Consider the following 20,971-nt stretch of genomic DNA (forward strand, 5'->3'; position numbering starts at 1 on the left):
CAGTATGAATACGACAAAACCAAGCACGCGGCATATTCTTAGTACGCTGTTTTTGATACTCGGCGTCGCATCGGTCTTTGCCCTCGTGCGCCCTGCGGTATTCGCGCAAAATACGTACGAAGAGCGTGCTTCGTTCCGCACGATAAATACGGCGAAGATTAAAAATTCCGAAGGTATCAAAAATATCGATGTCGGAACTTTTATCGAAAACATTTGGGAAAATACCGGCATCTATCAGATGATCCACACGAAAACCGTCGCGGAAAGGGCGGCGGAACAGGCGACAGCGGCTGCATCCGCGGCAAAGCAGGCGCACGATCCCTTTGCGGGATCGCAGGTTCCCGCGTGGTACAGCCTCATCATGATCGCGATCGGATTTTTAATAATCTATCTCGGAGCCGCGCGAGGCTTCGAGCCGCTCCTTTTGATTCCGATCGGCTTCGGCACCGTCTTTGCAAACATCCTCGGAGCGGGCATGATAGAAGCGCCTCACGGTATGCTGCACATCATCTATACGGCGGGCGTCGGAAACGAATTTTTCCCGATGCTCATCTTTATGGGAATCGGCGCCATGACGGACTTCGGCCCGCTCATCGCAAATCCGAAAACCGCGCTTCTCGGAGGAGCCGCACAGCTCGGCGTCTTTGCGACGATGTTCGGTGTCGCCCTTTTCAATTTGATTCCCGGCGTCGATTACAATATGCTTCAGGCCTGCGCCATTTCGATTATCGGAGGAGCGGACGGTCCGACGACGATTTACGTCGCCGGAAAGCTTGCCCCCGAAATGATGGCGGTCGTCGCCGTTGCCGCGTATTCGTACATGGCGCTCGTACCGCTCATCCAGCCGCCCATCATGAAACTGCTTACGACGCATCACGAACGGCGTATCGCAATGCCGCAGCTTCGGCCCGTTTCACGCACGGAAAAAATTCTCTTTCCGCTTAAGCTGCTCATCCTTACGATTTTGCTTTTGCCGCCTGCAGCGCCTCTTATCGGTATGCTCGCATTCGGTAATTTTGTTAAAGAAGTCGGCGTCGTCGAACGTCTTTCCAAAACGATTCAAAACGAATTGATGAACATCGTTTCCATTTTGCTGTCGCTCGGCGTCGGCGCTCAGATGACTCCCGAAAAGATCATCAATCCGAGATCGCTCGGCATCATCGCGCTCGGCCTCATCGCGTTTATCATCGCGACGACAGGCGGACTTTTGATGGCGAAGCTTATGAACGTCTTTTTGCCGAAAGATAAAAAGATCAACCCGCTTATCGGATCCGCAGGCGTTTCCGCCGTTCCGATGGCGGCCCGCGTCGCAAACAAAGTCGGCATGGAATACGATCCGTCGAACTTCCTGCTCATGAATGCGATGGGGCCGAACGTTTCAGGCGTTATCGGAACCGCAATCGCGGCAGGCGTCTTTATCGCAACGTACGGCTAAGACCGCGTGCGTTGCGGTGCGCAGCGTAAAAATTAATAATCGATAATATCGGCTGCCGTCTGCGGCCGATCGAAAGGGCTGTCGAAAAGGCAAACGCTTTTGAGACGGCCTTTTTTTATTACGGCGCATGAGCCGGTGAAAATATGTAGCGAAGCGAAATATTTTTCGTCCGACGATTCCGCACAAAAAAAACGCCCGTTTGCATGATAGGCAAACGAGCGCCGTATTTTCAAAAAGTCTTTTGCGTCTTATCGCTTTTGAATCGCGACGGCTTCCGCTTTCGCATCGAATTCGTCGCCGAATAAATTTTTTCCGTTTACCGCAGCTTCGCCCGTTTGGTTGTCGTAGGGATCGTTTCTGAGGTTTCCGGCGGAGAGCGCAAATTCATGCTGAAAGTCGGATGCGAGCGGGATCCGGTACGGATCGATATTGCCGAAATAATAATTCCAGCGGTTCATATCCTTGTGACGGTACGCCGATCCTCCGAACGAACAATCCGCAAAAAGCCAGCCGTACGGTGCGATATAAAACTGCGCCCAGTCGTGATTTCCGACGCGGAGCGGCGTCGCGTACAATCCCGCTTGCCAGCGCGCCGGAATGCCCGCGTATCTGCAGAGCGTGATAAACAGCAGCGCTTGAATGCCGCAGTCGCCTTTTAATCCCGATGCGACGTATTCGGAAATGGCGTCGATCGTGATATAGCTTCGTACAAACGAATACATCACGTGCGTCGTAATGTAATCGTATATTTTCCGCGCTTTGACAAGCGGATTCGTTTCTTTTCCGATGATTTCCGAAGCGAGCGTTTTTATGTACGGCGTAAAGCGTACGTGCGGTGCCTGCTCTTCCGTATAGAACGTCGGCTGTGCGTCCGATACGTTTTCCGCCGCCGGTTCCCTATACTCGATGTGATTTTCGAATTCGTATTCGACTGAAAACTTTTTGCACTCCGATGCGGAAGAAGTAAAGCAGACGGTGCGCTGCGGGTAATCGCTTGCGGCGATGTAATCGGGTTTCGGAGACGTGCCGAGCAGTTTATAATTTTTTACCTGCGCGTATTCGACGGGAACGGGTATGTGAACGCGCAGCGCATCGGAAGCTGCGACGGATGACGATGGTACTTCCAGCGTACTTTTGATGCGGAAATAATACGTCAGCCGTCCTTCTTTTTTTATCTCGTCGATCGCCGTATTTAAAAGCGCAAAGTTTGCCGCCGAATCGTCGAAATTTTCGGGATGAATGCAGCGCGAGGCGAAGTCCGGCCGCGTCTTTACCAAGTTGTCGATAAAGAGTTTGTGCAGGTACACGACACCGTCCCGGTAAATCCATTCGACGGCGTTTTCCAGCCACAGGCGGCGGAATTCGCTTTCCGTAAAATCTTTAAAAGTATCCTTTAACAACTCAAGCGCTTTTTCCTTCGAATACGGATATTGCTGCGGAATGCGCCGGACGATCTCCCGTTCGAGTTCAAGGCGTTTTCGAAGCGCGTGCGGAATATCTTTTTGCAGTTTGTGCGCGATGCATTCATCGAGCGCCGCAAAATCGCCGTACCATTTCAATTTTTGTACGTCTTCTGGAAGCGGTACTTCCAAATATTTCAAATCGGAATACATACGTCCTATATCTCCTCGTGCTGCGGCAGTATCGACTCTGCTCGAATTCTGCAGCGTCTATTTTTCCAAACCTTTAAAACCGAATCCCGGCTCTTCGGCGAGCGTTATACGGTTCGCGTTTTCTACATGCATGCCGCCTTTAAAGGGCAGTGCGCTTAAAGAAAAGGTTGCATCGAGATCCGCACGCGTAATATTTTTTACCGCCGCTCCGAGGCTTGCGGCTGCGGTAACGCCGACGTTCGTCTCTTCGACCATGCAGCCGAGCATACATTCGACGCCGGCCGCTTCGCATATCGCGTTGATTTTAAGCGCTTCTCTGATGCCCCCGCATTTCATAAGCTTTATGTTCAGCACATCGATCGCTCTGCGCTCTATGAGGTGCAGCGCATCGTGCGACGTAAAACAGCTTTCGTCGGACATGATGAGTACGTCCGTGTGCTTGGTGACGTATTCAAGACCGGCGATATCGTAGTAGGGGACGGGCTGTTCGACGAGTTCCAAATCGTATTCGTTTAAGTGTTCGATGATCCTGACGGCGTCTTTTGCAGACCAGCCTTGATTTGCATCGACTCGTATTTTGACCTGCGGACCGACGGCACAGCGGATCGCTTTGACGCGCGCGACGTCGTCTTCCAAATTCGTGCCGACCTTCGTCTTTATCGTCGTAAAGCCCTTTGCAACCCAATCTTTCGCTTTTGCAGCCATCGTTTCCGGCGTATCTATACCGACGGTGATATCGGTTTCGATGTAATTGTTTAAGCCGCCGAGCAGCTTGTACACGGGCATACCGGCCGATTTTCCGAGTATGTCGTAACAGGCGATATCGACTGCGGCTTTTGCGCTCGGCGCGTGCGCTTGCGATTTTCCCATCGCCCAATAGATCGATTCCAAATCGCGCGGATCGAGCCCGATCAGATCGCTTTTCATGATTTCAATACCGGCAACGGTTCCCGGAAGATTTTCTCCCGTTATTAAAATTCCTGGAGCGCCTTCGCCGTATCCGACGATGCCTTCATCCGTTTCGACGGTGACGATCGCGCTCTTCGCGTGCGTTATAACGCCGAGCGAAATGCGGAACGGCTCTTTGAGCGGTACTTCCACCGCCTGAACTTTGATATCGGTGATTTTCATATTTCCTCCTAGTATATCGTTTTCCTCTAAAAACTTTTGCAGGATATTTTGATACAGGATGTTTCGACTTATTTACAAAAGTGGCAGGCGCAAAAATGGCCGCCGCCCAAATCCTTGTTTTCGGGTTTTACTTCGCTGCAGATTTTCTGCGCCATATAACACCTCGTATGAAATACGCAGCCCGACGGCGGATCGGCGGGACTCGGCAAATCGCCTTCGAGAATGATTTTTTCCTTTTTGCCTTCTTCGATAACGGGAATGGCGGACAGGAGCGCTTTCGTATAGGGGTGCGCAGGATTTTCGTAGATGTCTTTTTTCGCCGCCGTTTCGACGATATGTCCCAAATACATGATGATGATGCGGTCGGAAACGTGTTTGATGACGCTGAGGTCGTGCGAAATAAAGATATACGCGATCCCCATTTTTTCCTGCAATTCCTGCAACAGGTTTATAACCTGCGCTTGGATGGAAACGTCGAGCGCCGAAACCGGCTCGTCGCAGACGATCACTTCCGGCCGGAGAATGATGGCGCGCGCGATGCCGATGCGCTGCCGCTGTCCGCCGGAAAATTCGTGCGGATAGCGGTTGTAGTATTTTGCGTTTAAACCGACGATTTGCATCGTTTCGAGGACGCGCTTCCGTTTTTCTTCGACGCCGATCCGAAGCTGTATGTCGAGCGGCTCGGCGATGATTTCTCCGACCGTCATACGCGGATTCAGCGATGCGTAGGGATCTTGAAAGATGATCTGCATCGCGCTCCTTGTTTTATGCAGTTCTTTTCCGCGCATTTTTATTAAATCGTTTTTTTTGAAAATGACGGATCCGCTCGTCGGTTCTATGAGCCGGAGAACCGTTCGCCCCATCGTCGATTTTCCGCAGCCGGATTCTCCGACGACGCCGAGCGTTTCGCCTTTTTCGAGATTGAAGCTCACGTCGTCGACGGCTTTGATGTAAGCTCTGCCGAAGGTAAAAAGCGATTTTTTCATCGGAAACCATTTTTTGAGGTGACGCACTTGCAGCAGCGGAGCGTGTTGCGTATTATTATCGTTCATCGGCGTCCTCCTCTTTGCCCGCATAGCGGTGGCATCGTACCGTTCGATTGCCGCAGTCTATGAGCGGGGGCTTTTTTTCTTTACAGATCGACTCCGCAAACGGGCATCTCGGCCAAAAGGTACAGCCGGCCGGCATATCGTCGAAAGACGGAACCGTTCCTTCGATCGTCTGAAGTCTGTCGGAATCGCGGCCGAGTTTCGGAACACACGCGATCAAACCCTGTGTATACGGATGAAGCGGATTTTGAAAGAGCTGCGCTTTCGGCGCGTATTCGACGATTTCGCCCGCATACATGATGAGCACTTCGTCCGCGATTTCGGAAATGACGCCGAGGTCGTGCGTGATCATTATAACGGACGTTCCCGTTTTTTCTTTGAGTTCGTCGATGAGGGCGAGTATCTGCGCTTGTATCGTTACGTCGAGCGCCGTAGTCGGCTCGTCGCAGATTAAAAGTTCGGGACTGCATGCGAGCGCTATCGCGATCATGACGCGCTGCCGCATACCGCCGGAGAGCTGATGCGGATATTCGTCGAATCGTTTTTCTGGCAGCGGAATTCTGACTAAGCGGAGCATTTCAAGAGCGCGCCGCTTCGCTTCTTTTTTTGTCATCGATTCGTGAATTAAAAGCGCTTCCTCTATTTGACGGCCGACGGTGTATACGGGATTTAAAGAGGTCATCGGTTCTTGAAAGATCATTGCGATCCGTTTACCTCGTACTCGCCGCATCTCTTCTTCGCTTTTTGCCAAGAGATCTTCACCTTTAAATACGATTTTTCCGCCGACGATCTTTCCGGGAGGAGAGTCGATGAGGCGCATGACGGAAAGAGACGTGATGCTTTTTCCGCAGCCCGATTCTCCGACGATACCGAGCGTGTGCCCTTTGTTCAGCGAAAACGATACGTCGTTGACGGCTTTGACTATCCCGTCGTCCGTATAAAACCATGTGCTCAGATTATCGACTTTCAGCAGCGTTTCTTCGATCATACCGCTACCTCAAACACGGAGTTTCGGATCGAGCGCGTCGCGCAGTCCGTCCCCGAAAATATTAAACGTTATGACGGTAATGATGATCGCGACTCCCGGCATAATGCTGTATATCGGCAAAAAACCGATAACCGACTGCGCCGCGCTTATCATATTGCCCCAGCTCGGTGTGGGCGGCTGGATGCCGAGACCGAGAAAACTCAACGACGCTTCGTACATGATAGCGTGCGGAATGCCGAGCGTTACGAGTACGATGATCGTCGAAAGGCAGTTCGGAATCAAGTGTTTGACGATGATCCGAAACGACCTGCCGCCGCTTGCACGGCTGGCTTCCACGTATTCTTTTTCTTTCAGCTGTATGACCGCTCCTCTGATCATGCGCGCGGTTCTGACCCAGGTCAAAAAACCGAGCGCGATGTAGAGATTCAAAATACCCTGTCCCAAAAACGTCATAATCGCCATAGCGAAGATGAGATCGGGGAACGCGGAAAATATTTCCATGATGCGGGAGATGACCGCGTCTACGATGCCTCCGAAATAGCCTGCGAGGGAGCCGAGCGTTATGCCGATGATCGAAGCGAGGAGCTGCGCGAGAATGCCGATACTCAACGAAATCCTCGTGCCGTATATGATGCGCGACAGGATATCGCGTCCGTATTCGTCCGCACCGAGCAAATGTTTCGCATTCGGTTGAGCGAGCACCGATTGATAATCCTGATGGCTCGGATCGTAGGGAGCGATAAGCGGAGCGAAGATCGCGACGGCGATGAGCAGCAAAATGATTACGAGGCAGGTCATCGCGGCTTTATTTTTTCGAAAGCGTTTAAAGCTGTCTTTATAATAGCTCGAATATTCTATGTCGCCGTTTACAATGCCGTCGGCAAAGCGCTTTTGTTTATTAAAAAATGAAAAAAACGCTTTCATCATGCCTCTCCTTTACCGTAGCGTATGCGCGGATCTATGAGGACATAGGAAACGTCGACGAGCAAGTTGACGACGACGAAAACGAATGCGATATACATGACGGTTCCTTCGAGCAGCGGCAAGTCGCGGTTCGTCATGGAATCGACGGCAAGTTTTCCGATGCCCGGAATGGAAAATACTTTTTCTATCAGCATGGAGCCGGTGAGCATGTTTCCGAGTTCGGTTCCGACAAGCGTTACGATCGGAATCATCGCGTTTTTAAGCGCATGGTGTATGATGAGGGCACTCCGCGTTACGCCTTTTGCGCGCGCCGTACGGATATAATCCTGTTTGATGACATCGAGCATACTTGTCCGCGTTATGCGTGCGATGCTTCCGGCATACCGCGTTCCGAGCGCTATGCTCGGCAAAATATAGGCGACCGGTGAATCGAATCCCGAAATGGGGAAGAGATTTAATTTTAAACCGAATATGATCTGCAAAATAATGGCGATCCAAAACGAAGGCGCCGACACGCCGAATACCGACAGTGCCATAAACGCCGAATCGATCCACGTACCGCGGTTCAACGCGGCCGCAAGTCCGCAGCTGATGCCGAGTACGACGGCGAATAAAAACGAAATCATTGCCAGTTTGAGCGTTACGCGGAATGCGCGGGAGAGGGCGAGGATAACGGGCTCTTTTGAAAAATATGAAACGCCGAAATCCATACGGACGACACCTGAGATAAAATTTACATACTGCCGCGAAAGCGGTATATCGAGGCCGAGCTGGTGACGGACGGCAGCAATCGTTTCGGGCGTTGCTCTCCGTTCGAGCATCATCGCTACGGGATCTCCGGGTACGACTTGCAGCAGGATAAAGGTGATCAGCGTGATGCCGAATATGACGATAACGGTTTGCAGCAATCTCTTTGCTATATATGCGGCCATCGTATTTCCTTACATATCGTGCGCCGCGCGTTCCGCGCGGCGCACGGTTTTGACGTTATTGAATGTCGGCTTTTCTGCAATCAATGCGATTTGCCGAATCGATTGTAAAACCGGTTACTTTCGGATTCAGCAGATAAAAATTCACTTCGTTGATAAGGGGGAGCGCCGCGAAATCTTCGCGCGTTAAAATGTGCTCGGCTTGTTCGTATATCTTTTGGCGGGCGGCCGTATCGTCGGTGAGCACTCCGTCGTCCATCAATTTTTCAAAGCGCGGATCGTGCCAAAACGACGATGAGAGATCGACTCTGCCCGCGCTGACGGGGTAGAGCATGCTGTCGGGGTCGCTGTAGTCGACGTACCAGTTGCTTACGCTGCAGTCGATGCCGCCGTTCCGCTTCATATCCGTCCATGCCGAGCGATCTACCTGTTCGATCTGAACGTTGATGCCTGCCGGTCTCGCTTCTTCCTGAAACGCGGTTGCGATTTGCAAACCCAAGCTGTTCGACGAAATGACCGTAACGCGCAGATCGTATCCGTTTGCAAAACCCGCTTCGGCAAGCAGCGCCTTTGCGCGATCGGGGGCGTATTCGAAAGGTAAAGCGTTTTTATCGTGACCGATAAGCGCCGGCGGGATAAAAGAGCTCGGAACTGATGCCGTGCCGTGCAGCACGCTTTCGCAGATCGCCTTTCTGTCGATCGCAAGCGAAATGGCTTCGCGCACTTTTGCGTCGGGAATCACTTTTACGTTCGGGAGAAAATAATATCCGCCGGGCTGCTGATAGCTGTGGATTTGGTCTTTCAACTGCGGATTGTTCGCATACACCGGATACAGCGAATTTTTCAAACCGACAAAATCGACATTGCCCTTTTGATATTCGAGCACTTGCGTATTCGCATCGGGAACGAATTTATAGTTGATTTTATCGAGGATCGCCGCACCTCCGTGATACTCTGCGAATTTCGACATTTCCGCACCGACGTCGGGTGTATAGCTGTCCAATTTAAACGGCCCCGTTCCGATGAGCGTCTTCGTACCCCACGTATCGCCGGCTTCTTCGCATGCATCCGCCGGATAGATCGCCGTATAGGGCGTCGAAAGCGCTGCGAGAAACGGCGTATAGATGCGGGACAGCGTAATCGTAAAATGTGTGTCGTCGATTATTTTGATGCCTGCCAATTCGTTCGCGGCGCCGCTTTGTAAGTCGCGGTATCCGACGACCGTTTCGAGAAGGCTCGCCATACTCTGTTTTTTTACGACGCGTTCGAGAGAATATTTTACGTCGCGGCTTGTCAACGGCTTACCGTTGTGAAATTGTACGCCCGATTTAATCGTAAAAGCATACGTCAGCGTTTCAGGCGAAAAAGAAGGCGTCCCTTCTATAAGAACAGGAGCGATGGAACCGTCTTCGCGCGATATAAAAAGGGATTCCGTAACATTGTCGGTGAGCCGCATGATATCGGAGTACGTGTTTAAATGCATATCGAGCGGAACTTGCGGATCGACGACGGCGAGGCGGAATACTTTTTCACCCGCCTTTTTCCCCGTACTCGATTTTCCGCCGCAGCCGAAAAACAGACAGGCCGTCAAACAAATGCATAAAAGCATACCTAATTTTTTCATAGTACATCCTCCTCATAAAAACTTTCTTATAAACACGGCAGCGCCGAAAATCCGATCGCGACTCTACCGTATATATACATTTACATTATGGAACGATATTTTAAAATCATAATATGTTTTTAACATACTGTCTAGTGATCGTTCGCCCTGTCGGAAACGGCGGCATAGTGCGATAATTATGCAAAAGCGGTATACTCGCCCTATGCGCATCTTTTGTATCGTTTTCGGCATCTGCGCGGCTTTGTTTGCCGTCCAGACGCTGCTCGTGTACGCTTTTCTCTTTTGTCCGACGGTTGTCAGGCAAAAGAAAAGCGCGCCTGAAATTTTTGAAGACGCGCCGAGCCTCGCGCCGTACCTTGCGGAACTCCACAGCGCCGTCGATTTTTTTCATCGCATGGAAAAGGAAAAAGTTCGGATTACGTCCTGTGACGGTATCAAACTCACCGCATGGTACGTGCGTGCGGAAGATGCACAGGGAACCGTTGTCTGTATGCACGGTTATCACGGAAGCCCGATGAGCGATTTTTCGCTTGCCGTGCGTTTTTTTCATGAACGGGGATGGAATGTTTTGCTGCCGTACGAAAGGGCGCACGGGGAAAGCGGCGGCAACTGTCTCACCTTCGGCATAAAAGAGCGTTTCGACTGCCGCGATTGGGTGACGGCGATCGATCGAAAAAACGACGGCGTCCTGCCGATCATACTCTACGGCGTTTCGATGGGAGCAGCTACGGTGCTCATGGCGTCGGGCACGGAGCTTTCCGAAAACGTTAAATTCATTATCGCCGACTGCGGCTATACTTCTCCGCGCGATGAAATAGTGCACGTGCTGAAAACGTCGTACCGCCTGCCCATTTTCCCAACGCTCGCGATTTCCGATATGCTCGCCCGCGCTCTTGCCGGTTTTAGCTTGAGCGAATATTCGACGCTTGATGCGCTCAATGAAAATGAAATTCCCGTGCTCTTTATCCACGGGGATGCAGATACGTTTGTGCCGCCGTATATGTCGGAGCAAAATTACGAAGCGTGTAAAGCGCCGAAAGAACTGCTCGTCGTGCACGGTGCGCCGCACGCGGTCAATTATGCGCTCGGCAAAAAAGAGTACGAAAAAAAGATAATTGAATATATAAATACGTATAGCGTGATAAAAAACATACCGCAATAATAATGAAAGGAAATCTCTAAAACAGGGGAAGATGAATATGAGCCTGATTACCGAAGATGTAAAAAATGCCGTCAATCAATTGCTTTCAGTGGCAGAGCTGAAAGAAGAAAACATCCTCGTCGTCGGATGTTCTTCGAGCGAAATACTCGGAAATAAAATCGGAACGACTTCGAGTGAAGAGGCGGGGAGAGAAGTTTTTAAGGCGATATACGATATCGTTCGGCCACGCGGCATATTCCTTGCAGCGCAGTGCTGCGAACATTTGAACCGCGCGCTTGTCATCGAAGCAGCCTGTCTTGAAAAATACGGTTATGAGAGGGTTTCCGTCGTTCCGTGGATTCACGCAGGCGGCTCTTTTGCATCGGCAGCGTACCGCCTGTTCGAAGAGCCTGCCGTTACGGAGCATATAAAAGCCGATGCCGGAATCGACATCGGCGATACGCTTATCGGCATGCATTTGCGCGATGTAGCCGTACCCGTCCGCATCGAACAAAAAAGCATCGGAGAAGCACACATCGTATGCGCGCGTACTCGGCCGCGCCTTATCGGCGGAGAACGCGCACGTTATACGCTGTAGCGGCGGTTTTCGGCTCGCATTTTCAAAGTTATGAGGCTGTCCAAAAACTGAAGTTTTTGGACAGCTTCCCTGATTTACTATTCTCTATTGTTTTTGAAACGAATCTTTTCCGACGCCGCACAGCGGGCATACCCAATCGTCGGGGATGTCTTCCCACTTTGTGCCCGGCGCTATGCCGCCGTCGGGATCGCCTTTTTCGGGATCGTACACGTACCCGCACACGGTACATTCGTATTTGTCCATAGCTACTCCTTTAAGATTGCGTTAGCATCTTTGAAAAATTTTTGCAGATCGCTCTGCCGTACGCTTATACTATATCGGTATATTTTAAAATCGTCAAATAAAATCGATGTTGCCGTCGGCAGGGGCAGCGGGTAGTATAAAAAATAACGCCGCATGGCGAATGCCTGTTGCCGGATGCGTACCGACCGACTGTATCTTATCTTGTAAAAATAAAAATTATGAGGTAAATTCATATCCGATGAATCCTACGATTTATGAAGTAGCAAAGCGTGCCGGAGTTTCTACTGCGACGGTCTCACACGTGTTCAACAATACGCGTTATGTGAGCGATGATTTGCGGTCAAAAGTAGCTATGGCGGTAAGGGAACTGAATTATAAGCCGAATGTCGCTGCACGGAGGCTACGGGGCGGGGCTTCCAAATCGCTGGGGCTGATTGTTCCCGACTGTACGAATACTTTTTTTGCTGAAGTCGCGCGCGCCGTAGACAGGGTTTGTTTTTCATTGGGCTACAATATCATCTTGTGCAATACGGATAACAACGCCGCGCAGCAGTCGTATTACATCGATATGCTGATTTCCAAACAAGTTGACGGAGTTATATTTATATCGAGCAACGGGGCAGGCGGCGATATTCGGAAATGCGAAACGGCTTCGGTTCCTGCGGTTATCGTTGATCGCGATGTGCATCACGGTTCCGCCGACAATATAATCGTAAACAATGAAAAGGGCGGTTATGACGCTGCGTCCTATTTGATCGGACTCGGATTTACGAAGATCGGATGTATAACGGGACCCGAGGGAATTTCTTCGAGTATGCAGCGTATGGCGGGTTTTAAGAGGGCGCTTGAAGAAAACGACATTGCATTCGATGAAAAGTTTGTGTACGGCGGCGACTTTCATTACAGCGGATGAAGGGATGCATTTTTACACTTGCATCTCCTTTCGGAAATGCCGCAGGCGGTGTTCGCGTGCAACGATATGATGGCGATCGGATTTATTCATACCGCCGCTGCATACGGCGTACGCGTTCCCGACGATATTTCCGTCATAGGATTCGACAATACGGAACTTTCCGCTGTCGTATCGCCGACGTTGACGACGATTGCGCAGCCTATAGAAGAGATTGCCGAGATTGCGACCGAACGTCTGCTGCAAAAGGTTGAAAACTCAAGCCGCGATGTAAAAAAAATTATTCTTGAGCCGCATTTGATAATCCGCGAATCGTGTAAACGAATTTTCTAAAAAATTTGACAACTCTTGTTGTTCATGATATCATTCAGTATAGTTAATCGATTACGTAATCGATTAACTGAGGCGGATATGAAAAAATCAGGGGTTTTGAACAGCGATATTTCGAGAGTATTGTCGTATATGCGGCATACCGACACAATCTGCATAAGCGACTGCGGACTTCCGTGCCCCGACGAAACGGAATTGATCGACATTTCGCTTGAAAAAGGGGTGCCGGATTTTGTTCGGGTTCTTAAAGCCGTAGTAAACGATATGAGCGTCGAAAAGATTTTTTTAGCGGAGGAGATACGCGTAAAAAATCCGGCAGTGCTCAAAGAAATCCAAACGCTTTTACCCGGTGTCAGGACGGATTTTATGCCGCATGAAGAATTCAAAAAAAAGCTTTTATCGTGCAAGGCTGTCGTGCGGAGCGGGGAAGCGAGTCCGTATGCGAATATCATCTTACAATCGGCTTGTATATTTTAGGCGGACGGCGGAAGGGGCGCACAGATGCATATCGTAATGCAGGGTATAAAAAAGCATTTCGGAAACGCTCTTGTTCTTGATAATGCCGAATTTTCCCTTATGCCCGGAGAAGTTCACGCCCTTATGGGGGAAAACGGTGCCGGGAAATCGACGTTGATGAAGATACTCACCGGCGTCCATTTGAAAGATGCGGGTGTACTGTATATCGACGGCAAAGAAGTTTCGTTTGCGAATCCCAAAGAGGCGGAAAAAGCGGGAATAAGCTTTGTCTATCAAGAGCTCAATACTTTTCCCGATATGAACATCGAAGAAAATATATTTTTGGGGCGTGAAGTATTCGGAAAATTCGGCGTGCTTGACAAAAAAGCGATGAGACGGCAAACGCAGCGCGTTTTGGACACTTTGGGAGTCGAGCTTAATCCGCTTACGCCGCTCGCTTTGCTTTCCGTAGGTCAAAGACAGATCGTCGAAATTGCGAAGGCTTTGCTGGGAAATGCAAAAGTCATCATCCTCGACGAACCGACGGCAGCGCTGACGGAAACTGAAGTCGAAAAACTTTTTTCGGTTATCCGCATATTGAAAGACAAGGGCGTAGCTTTTGTGTACATCTCCCACCGCATGGACGAAATATTCAAAATTTGCGATAGGATTACCGTTATGCGCGACGGTGCATACGCCGGTACGGTGCCCGCTGAGGGGACAACTCCGGATGCGCTCATACGGATGATGATCGGCCGGCCGCTGGGGAATCTGTTTCAAAAAAAGGATATCCCGCTCGGTAAAACGCGTCTTGCAGTCCGTTCGCTTTCAAAGAAAGATATGTTTTCCGATATTTCGTTTGAAGTCAGAGCGGGCGAAATTTTCGGAATTGCGGGGCTCATGGGTGCGGGGCGGTCGGAGATTATGAAGACGATCTTCGGAAGTTACCGTGCGGACGGCGGTCGGATTTTTGTCGACGGAAAAGAAGTGCCGCTGAAAAATCACAGTCCTGCAAAAGCGATTGAACTGGGAATGGCATTTATCACGGAAGACAGAAAAGACGAAGGGTTGATGCTGGATAATTCGATCACCTGCAATCTCGATCTGCCGAATTTCTCGTCTATAACGGATATGCGTATTTTTTTAAACCGCAAAAAAGAAGCGCAGCTCAGCGAAGAATCGATTCGTAATTTCGGCATAAAGTGTACCGGCGGCGAGCATATATGCGGAAATCTCAGCGGCGGTAACCAGCAAAAGGTCGTCTTTGCACAGTGGTTGCATACGGAACCGAGAATTCTTTTACTCGACGAACCCACACGCGGTGTCGATGTCGGTGCAAAGCAGGAAATTTATTCGATAATCACAAAACTCGCGGAGGGCGGCGCTGCCGTCGTCATGGTTTCTTCCGAATTGCCGGAAGTTTTAGGTATGAGTGATAGGATTTTAGTCATACACGACGGGAAAGCTGCCGGCCTGCTTGAACGTCGCGATGCCACACAAGATAAGATAATGACGCTTGCGACAGGAGGCGCGCTGCATGATTGACTTTCGAGAGACGGCGAAAAAGCTTGAGGATTACGGTGCGCAGATCGCGCTGCTGTTCCTTGTTATTGCCGTGTGTATAATCAGTCCCGAATTCCGTTCTGTCGGTAATGTACTTTCTTTGTTGCGGCAATCTGCGATAAACGGACTCATTGCATTCGGAATGACCTGCGTAATCCTTACCGGCGGAATCGATTTGTCCGTCGGTTCAACGCTGTGTCTTTCGGCGATATTGTGCGCTGGAATGATCAAGAGCGGATTTTCCGCACCGCTTGCGATGCTCATAGCGCTTGCGATCGGAATCGTACTCGGAATACTGAACGGCATTATGATCGTAAAGGGAAGGCTCCAGCCGTTTATCGCGACGTTGGTTTCAATGACTGCATACCGCGGCGCAACGATGATTTTCAGTAAAGGCCGTCCGATTTCCGCTTTGGGAGGCAGCCGTCTTTTGGAAGGGATCGGCAAAGGCAGTTTTGCCGGTATTCCTATTCCCGTAATAATCCTTTTTATTTTGTTTGCGGGATTTTATTTTATGCTCCATGCAACGGTTCTCGGACGAAAGATTTACGCCATAGGAAGCAACAGTAAAGCGGCGGCTCTTGCAGGTGTTGCAATAGGCAGAACGAAGATGATCGTATACGGTCTTTCGGGATTGATGGCGTCGCTTGCGGGATTGATAATCGTTTCGCGACTCGGCAGCGCGCAACCTACGATGGGGCAGGGCTACGAACTTGACGCGATCGCTGCCGTCGCGTTGGGCGGAACGAGTATGAGCGGCGGACGCGGGAGGATATTGGGGACAATTACGGGCGCGCTGATTATCGCGACGCTCAACAACAGCATGAATATACTCGGTATTTCCGCATACTATCAGCAAGTTGCAAAAGCCGCAGTTATTCTGCTCGCCGTCTTGTCCGATCGCAAACGCTGATCTGCAGGGCGGAAATCCCGCCGGTTGACTGTCGTTCGGGTTTTGGAATTTTTTCTAAACGGTGTGAACGCTTTGCAACTTGTGCGGACGGTTATGATCGTACGTACATGGTAAAGCAGGGATTTGTTTTATCTCATAGCAGGAGGTTGTATGAAAAAGGTGATGGGTATTATTGCGCTTTCCGCGTTAGTGCTGGGAGGCTGCGTAAAACAGCAGGCTAAAAATACGGTGGGGCTTGCCGTATCGACACAGAACAATCCGTTTTTCGTGACGCTTGTCGAAGGAGCGAAGCAGGAAGCTGCGGGGCAGGGGATCGAGCTGACGGTCGTAGATGCGGGCGATGACGTTGTGAAACAAGCGAGCGATATCGAAGACCTCGTGTCAAAAAAAGTTCGCGTGATTATCGTCAATCCCGTAGACTCTTCTGCAATCGCACCGGCTGTTGCCGCCGCCAAAAAGGCCGGAATTGCCGTGATTTCGGTAGACCGCGCGGTTATCGGCGAAAGCGTAGCCTGTCAGATCGCATCGGACAATGTTGCAGGCGCGAAGATGGCGGGGGAATATCTTTTACAACTTACCGGATCGGCTGCGGATATCGCGGAACTTCAGGGGATCCCGGGTTCTTCCGCCGCAATCGACAGAGGTAAAGGTTTTCATGAAGCCGTTGACGGAAAGGCGAACGTCGTTGCGAGTCTTACGGCGAACTTTAATCGCGTAGAGGGAATGTCTGTGACCGAAAATATTTTGCAGGGGAATCCGAATATAAAAGGTATTTTCGCACATAACGATGAGATGGCGCTCGGTGCGCTTGAAGCCGCGGCGGCTGCCGGAAAAAATATCGTTATCGTAGGATTCGATGCGACCGACGATGCCCTTACCGCCGTAAAAGACGGCCGCATGGCGGCAACGGTCGCTCAGCTTCCTGCTGAAATGGGAAAGACTGCCGTACAGACGGCGCTCAAGCTCATGCGCGGAGAAAGCGTTGAAGCGTCGATCCCCGTTACGGTAACCCTTATAACAAAGTAAGAAAGCGTTTGAAAAATCGGGTTAATAAAAATGAGGCGGGATTGGAAATTTTCAAAACTTCCGATCCTGCCTCGTTCATCGGGCTACCGGAATTCGAATCCGGGACCCCAAGTCCCCCAGACTTGTACGCTAACCAGCTGCGCTATAGCCCGAAACGTAGCGGTAAAAAATTGCCGATACGGCTATCACTATATCGAAAAAAAACGCGTCGGTCAACTCTTTCTCTGTTCTGAAAACTGCAAGCGGCATATTTGACCCGCTCGATAAAAAGTGTTATGATTTTCGAAAGCTCTTTCGGAAGTTACAGCTTTTTGCAAAAGTTTTTTATGGAGGAAATCTATGAAAAAGAAATTGATTGCCGTTTTTGCAGCCGTCGTCGTATCTGCAAGCGCGGGACTGTTTGCTACGGGGATCGGGCCGCAGCTCAACTTCGACCCGGTCGCTACCCGGTACATCACTCCACCCGCATGGGGGCTCGCATGTTCTGCCAAGTTCGACAGTATCCCGCTGTATTTTGCCGGCATATTCGATATCGCACCGCATTTTTATAAGGACGATGATGGAGCTGTCGTCGCGACCGCACGGCTCGGTTTGCAAGTTACGGCCGACTATTGGTTTATGAATCCCGAAATCATAGGTCTGTGGCGGTGGTTTTGGGGTGTCGGAGGTGCAGTCAGAACGGATTTTACGGCGAACGGGAAAAATTTTTACTTTGCGACCGGTCCCCGCGTTCTCGCCGGCATGAATTGGCATTTTGCCGACGGCTTTTTGGAACTCTACGTACAGCAGGCGATTCAACCTGAACTGCAGTTTGCGTTCGGTGAAGACGGCAGGGCAAACGGCGTTTTCTATATACCCGTGTACTTTCCGAGCAGCGTCGGTTTGCGCTTTTGGTTTTAACTGCTGAAATTAATAATTATTAATTTTATATGAACCCGCGCTGTCCGTGCCGAGCGCTTCGGCAAGGCGGGGCAGCACGGCGCCGAGTTTTTCGTCGAGCTTCCACGGAGGATTCACGACGAACATGCCGCTCCCGTAGAGGCGCGGCGGTTCGGAGCGTTTCACATCTTTCAATGCCGATTCGCGATGCGAGTTTTCGGTGTTTACGCATAAGAGTGCATCGAGTATGCCTCTTTCGGTTTTCCCGCCTTTTATTCCGGCGATTATCTTTTGCTTCATTGCATCCCGTTCGATTTTTTTTACCGCGACGAGCGGATACCAAAGCGCAAGGGTCGCACTTGCCCAGCGTTTATGCGTTTCGATAAGCGCGTTTGCCGCTTTTTCCCAGTCGGACGCATCTTCATAGCTCGGATCGCAGAACACTATGCCGCGTTTCGTTTTCGGCGGCGTGAGCGCGCGGAGCGCTTCGAATCCGTCCCGGTGATGGATGTGTACTGCGGGCGCGTTTTCGGTTGCAGCGGCGTTTAAGCGCATATTGCGCTGCAGCGCGCCGATTTCATCAGGGTGCAGTTCGGAGAGTATGAGACAGTCTTTTGCCCGCATAAAAGCGCGTTCGATTTCCGGAGAGCCCGGATAAAAGCCCGCATCGAGGCAGACTTTTGCAAAGAGAAGATATTTTTGAAAATCGATAAAATCGCTTCGGCACTCCGATAAAAGCAATTCACGTAAAACCGACTCGGACGATTTTCGGGCCGACTGCAAATCGTCACGCGATATCAGGGATAACTCCGGGGCAGGCTGTTCGCGATCGGGGGACTGTGTTTCCACGTATCGAGCCGTTTCGAGCAATTTCAAGATTCCGCTTTGCGCGTCGAGCGTTTTTTGTGCACGCTCGTCATTCAAATCGTAGCGCGCGGATCCTGCGTGCGTGTCGATGACGGTATACGGCATTTCTTTTGCGTTAAAGCGTTCGAGCAGCATGACGAGAAGCGTGTGCTTGAAAACGTCCGCGTGATTTCCCGCGTGAAAAGCGTGCCGGTAGCTCAGCATATTATTTCAGCGAATCGATTTCCGTAAGCCATAAGGAAGCGCTTGCGTCGCTCGGCATGCGCCAGTCGCTCCGCGGGGAGAGACTTACCGAACCGGTTTTTACACCGTCGGGCATGCAGGAACGTTTGAACTGCTGCGAAAAAAAGCGCTTGTAAAATATGCGGAGCGTGCGGATTTTTTCTTCGTGCGTGTACGGGAGGCAGGCTTTGTCCGCGAGAAATAAAATTTTTGCGGGCGAAAAACCGAAGCGCAACATATAGTACAAAAAGAAATCATGCAGTTCGTAGGGACCGAGTATGTCTTCTGTTTTTTGCGAAAGGGCTCCCCGTTCGGAAGGAAGCAGTTCGGGACTCACCGGAGTAGCGAGGATATCGTTTAAGACTGCCGAAAGATTTTTATTGTCCGTACTGTCCGCGCAAAATCGCACCAAGCGGCGTACGAGGGTTTTCGGAATCGAGCCGTTGACGCCATACATCGACATGTGGTCTCCGTTATATGTACACCAGCCGAGTGCGAGTTCCGACAGATCGCCCGTGCCGACGACGATGCCGTTTATCTTGTTTGCGATGTCCATGAGCACTTGCGTGCGCTCCCGCGCCTGAGCGTTTTCGTACGCGGCATCGCGTACGCTTTCGTCCTGACCGATGTCGCGGAAGTGGACGCGCACCGCTTCGGCGATGTTGATCTCCGTGAGAGCGACTCCCGTCTCCTTTGCAAGTGTGCATGCGTTGCGGTAAGTCCTGTCGCTCGTGCCGAAGCAGGGCATCGTAATCGCATGAATCCCGCTCGCATTTAACCCGCAAAGACCGAATGCACGGACGGTGACGAGGAGGGCGAGCGTCGAATCGAGACCGCCCGAAAGGCCGATCACGGCATTTTTTACGCCCGTGTGGCGCATCCGTTTTGCAAGCCCTTCAGCCTGTACGGTAAGTATGTCGTTCCATCGTTCGCTTCGTCCGCTTTCGTCGTTCGGAACAAAAGGCGAAGCATCGATCGTTCGGAAAAGCGGCGCGTTTTTGGAAAAATCTTTTGCGCGTGACAAAAGGTCGACGGAAACTTTTCGATACGGCCGCGTATTTGCGTTTTCCGCGCAGTCCGAAAACGTCGTTTCCCTCCGCCGCTCCAAAGAGAGCCGTTCGATATCGATGTCGGCAAAACAAATTGTATCGTCGAACGATTTCGATTCGGCGATGATCGTTCCGTTTTCGGCGATGATCTTGTGAGAAGCGAATACGGCGTCCTGCGTCGATTCCCCGTGTCCCGCATCGGCATAGACATAGGCGCACAGCGTACGTGCCGATTGACTTTTGACGAGGAGCCTGCGGTATTCGGCTTTGCCGACCGTTTCGGAGCTCGCCGAAAGATTTGCGATGATCGCGGCGCCCGAAAGCGCGTGGTATGAAGAGGGCGGTACGGGTGCCCGAAGGTCTTCGCCTATTTCCAAAGCGATCGCACAGCGTTCATCGTCCGCATCCGAGATAAGGATATCGCATCCGAACGGGACGGCCGGATGAGCTTTCGAAAAATATACCGTTTCGGGTTCGGCATTTTTTTTCGGCGAAAACCATCTCCGCTCGGAATATTCTCCGCTGTTCGGAAGATAAGTTTTCGGCACGAGCGCGAGAATTTTTCCGGCAAAGATAAAAGCCGCACAGTTGTACAGCGATCGGCCGGATGCGAAAGGAAGACCGACTGCGATGAGAATCGGAAGGGAAGCCGTCTTTTTTGCGATGCGCTCCGTTTCGCGAATCGCCGCCTCTTGGAGCGTCGTTTGCAAAAAGAGATCACCGCACGAATATGACGTCACGGCGAGTTCGGGAAATACGATGAGGGATGCGCCCTGTGCACCCGCTTTTTTGCATGCGTCTATGATGCGATTTGCATTTGTCGTGCAGTCCGCAACGACGGTTTCGGGACTCGCCGCCGCCGTACGAAAAAATCCGTAATTCATACGCACAGTGTAGCACCCGAAAGCTAAAAGCGCAATGCAGATGGAATCTTCTGCAGTGAAAATTCTCTTGTATGCGTATCTTGTTTTTGGAATGCGACCTTGACTTTTCTAATAAAAAATAATAAAAGTTCAATAAATATTTATTCGTGGTACATTTTTTTCTAATTTATGCAGTAAAGTTTGTACCTGAAAGGAGG

At 50.9% G+C, this 20,971-nt stretch carries 18 protein-coding genes, 1 tRNA gene and 1 pseudogene; 9 read left to right on the forward strand and 11 right to left on the reverse strand.

The features are described 5' to 3' along the window. The first annotated feature begins 4 nt into the window (after positions 1–4). Positions 5–1,435, forward strand: coding sequence for a sodium ion-translocating decarboxylase subunit beta (locus tag HMPREF0860_RS11930; RefSeq protein WP_021329594.1), 1,431 nt, complete (start codon positions 5–7; stop codon positions 1,433–1,435). 248 nt (positions 1,436–1,683) lie between these two features. Here HMPREF0860_RS11930 and HMPREF0860_RS11940 read toward each other — a convergent pair whose 3' ends face one another. From HMPREF0860_RS11940 to HMPREF0860_RS11970, 7 genes are all read right to left on the reverse strand, one after another. Next, positions 1,684–3,048 carry a transglutaminase-like domain-containing protein gene (locus HMPREF0860_RS11940; RefSeq protein ID WP_021329566.1) on the reverse strand — a complete coding sequence of 455 codons (1,365 nt, stop codon included), beginning with the start codon at positions 3,046–3,048 and terminating at the stop codon, positions 1,684–1,686. A 57-nt stretch (positions 3,049–3,105) separates the two neighbouring features. Beyond that, positions 3,106–4,179, reverse strand: a complete 1,074-nt coding sequence (locus HMPREF0860_RS11945; protein WP_021329567.1) for a mandelate racemase/muconate lactonizing enzyme family protein — start codon at positions 4,177–4,179, stop codon at positions 3,106–3,108. 68 nt (positions 4,180–4,247) lie between these two features. After that, complete coding sequence (locus HMPREF0860_RS11950; RefSeq protein WP_021329583.1) at positions 4,248–5,231, reverse strand: ABC transporter ATP-binding protein; 984 nt, start codon at positions 5,229–5,231, stop codon at positions 4,248–4,250. After that, positions 5,221–6,216 carry an ABC transporter ATP-binding protein gene (locus HMPREF0860_RS11955; RefSeq protein WP_021329595.1) on the reverse strand — a complete coding sequence of 332 codons (996 nt, stop codon included), beginning with the start codon at positions 6,214–6,216 and terminating at the stop codon, positions 5,221–5,223. The genes HMPREF0860_RS11950 and HMPREF0860_RS11955 overlap by 11 nt, the downstream gene beginning before the upstream one ends. 9 nt (positions 6,217–6,225) lie before the next feature. Next, positions 6,226–7,143: an ABC transporter permease gene (locus HMPREF0860_RS11960; RefSeq protein WP_231364273.1), complete on the reverse strand. Its 918-nt coding sequence runs from the start codon at positions 7,141–7,143 to the stop codon at positions 6,226–6,228. Further along, complete coding sequence (locus HMPREF0860_RS11965) at positions 7,140–8,072, reverse strand: ABC transporter permease (protein ID WP_021495813.1); 933 nt, start codon at positions 8,070–8,072, stop codon at positions 7,140–7,142. The genes HMPREF0860_RS11960 and HMPREF0860_RS11965 overlap by 4 nt, the downstream gene beginning before the upstream one ends. Positions 8,073–8,127: 55 nt before the next feature. Continuing rightward, positions 8,128–9,693 (reverse strand): ABC transporter substrate-binding protein, encoded by a 1,566-nt coding sequence (locus HMPREF0860_RS11970; RefSeq protein WP_021330021.1) that lies wholly within the window; start codon positions 9,691–9,693, stop codon positions 8,128–8,130. 202 nt (positions 9,694–9,895) lie between these two features. Here HMPREF0860_RS11970 and HMPREF0860_RS11975 point away from each other — a divergent pair, with 202 nt between their 5' ends. After that, on the forward strand, positions 9,896–10,855 hold the full coding sequence (locus tag HMPREF0860_RS11975; protein WP_021330045.1) for an alpha/beta hydrolase: 960 nt from the start codon (positions 9,896–9,898) through the stop codon (positions 10,853–10,855). Positions 10,856–10,886: 31 nt separating this feature from the next. Beyond that, a complete protein-coding gene (locus tag HMPREF0860_RS11980) occupies positions 10,887–11,432 on the forward strand; it encodes a TIGR01440 family protein (RefSeq protein ID WP_021330066.1) in 546 nt (181 codons plus the stop codon). Between the two features lie 84 nt (positions 11,433–11,516). Here the strand turns inward: HMPREF0860_RS11980 and rd are convergent, their stop codons facing one another. Beyond that, positions 11,517–11,675 (reverse strand): rubredoxin, encoded by a 159-nt coding sequence (gene rd / locus HMPREF0860_RS11985; protein ID WP_021330089.1) that lies wholly within the window; start codon positions 11,673–11,675, stop codon positions 11,517–11,519. A gap of 238 nt (positions 11,676–11,913) precedes the next feature. Here rd and HMPREF0860_RS11990 point away from each other — a divergent pair. The 5 genes and pseudogenes from HMPREF0860_RS11990 to HMPREF0860_RS12010 all read left to right on the forward strand — a co-directional run bounded on the left by HMPREF0860_RS11990 (position 11,914) and on the right by HMPREF0860_RS12010 (position 16,873). Continuing rightward, a pseudogene (locus tag HMPREF0860_RS11990) lies at positions 11,914–12,918 on the forward strand (LacI family DNA-binding transcriptional regulator). Between the two features lie 78 nt (positions 12,919–12,996). Further along, positions 12,997–13,392, forward strand: coding sequence for a D-ribose pyranase (rbsD, locus tag HMPREF0860_RS11995; protein ID WP_021330061.1), 396 nt, complete (start codon positions 12,997–12,999; stop codon positions 13,390–13,392). Positions 13,393–13,416: 24 nt separating this feature from the next. Continuing rightward, complete coding sequence (locus tag HMPREF0860_RS12000; RefSeq protein ID WP_021330042.1) at positions 13,417–14,916, forward strand: sugar ABC transporter ATP-binding protein; 1,500 nt, start codon at positions 13,417–13,419, stop codon at positions 14,914–14,916. Next, positions 14,909–15,847, forward strand: coding sequence for an ABC transporter permease (locus HMPREF0860_RS12005; RefSeq protein WP_021330078.1), 939 nt, complete (start codon positions 14,909–14,911; stop codon positions 15,845–15,847). The genes HMPREF0860_RS12000 and HMPREF0860_RS12005 overlap by 8 nt, the downstream gene beginning before the upstream one ends. 150 nt (positions 15,848–15,997) lie before the next feature. Further along, complete coding sequence (locus HMPREF0860_RS12010) at positions 15,998–16,873, forward strand: substrate-binding domain-containing protein (RefSeq protein WP_021330051.1); 876 nt, start codon at positions 15,998–16,000, stop codon at positions 16,871–16,873. Between the two features lie 78 nt (positions 16,874–16,951). Here the strand turns inward: HMPREF0860_RS12010 and HMPREF0860_RS12015 are convergent. After that, positions 16,952–17,025, reverse strand: a tRNA-Pro gene (locus HMPREF0860_RS12015). A 187-nt stretch (positions 17,026–17,212) separates the two neighbouring features. On the opposite strand from HMPREF0860_RS12015, the gene HMPREF0860_RS12020 reads away from it, so the two are divergent. Further along, complete coding sequence (locus tag HMPREF0860_RS12020) at positions 17,213–17,773, forward strand: hypothetical protein (protein WP_021330029.1); 561 nt, start codon at positions 17,213–17,215, stop codon at positions 17,771–17,773. 9 nt (positions 17,774–17,782) lie between these two features. Here HMPREF0860_RS12020 and HMPREF0860_RS12025 read toward each other — a convergent pair whose 3' ends face one another. Both HMPREF0860_RS12025 and HMPREF0860_RS12030 read right to left on the reverse strand, forming a co-directional pair. Further along, on the reverse strand, positions 17,783–18,823 hold the full coding sequence (locus HMPREF0860_RS12025) for a 23S rRNA (adenine(2030)-N(6))-methyltransferase RlmJ (protein WP_021330033.1): 1,041 nt from the start codon (positions 18,821–18,823) through the stop codon (positions 17,783–17,785). Between the two features lies 1 nt (position 18,824). Further along, positions 18,825–20,774: an NAD(+) synthase gene (locus HMPREF0860_RS12030; protein WP_021330023.1), complete on the reverse strand. Its 1,950-nt coding sequence runs from the start codon at positions 20,772–20,774 to the stop codon at positions 18,825–18,827. Positions 20,775–20,971: the final 197 nt, after the last annotated feature.

The sequence above is a fragment of the Treponema socranskii subsp. socranskii VPI DR56BR1116 = ATCC 35536 genome, from assembly GCF_000468115.1.
Classification (GTDB): domain Bacteria; phylum Spirochaetota; class Spirochaetia; order Treponematales; family Treponemataceae; genus Treponema_D; species Treponema_D socranskii.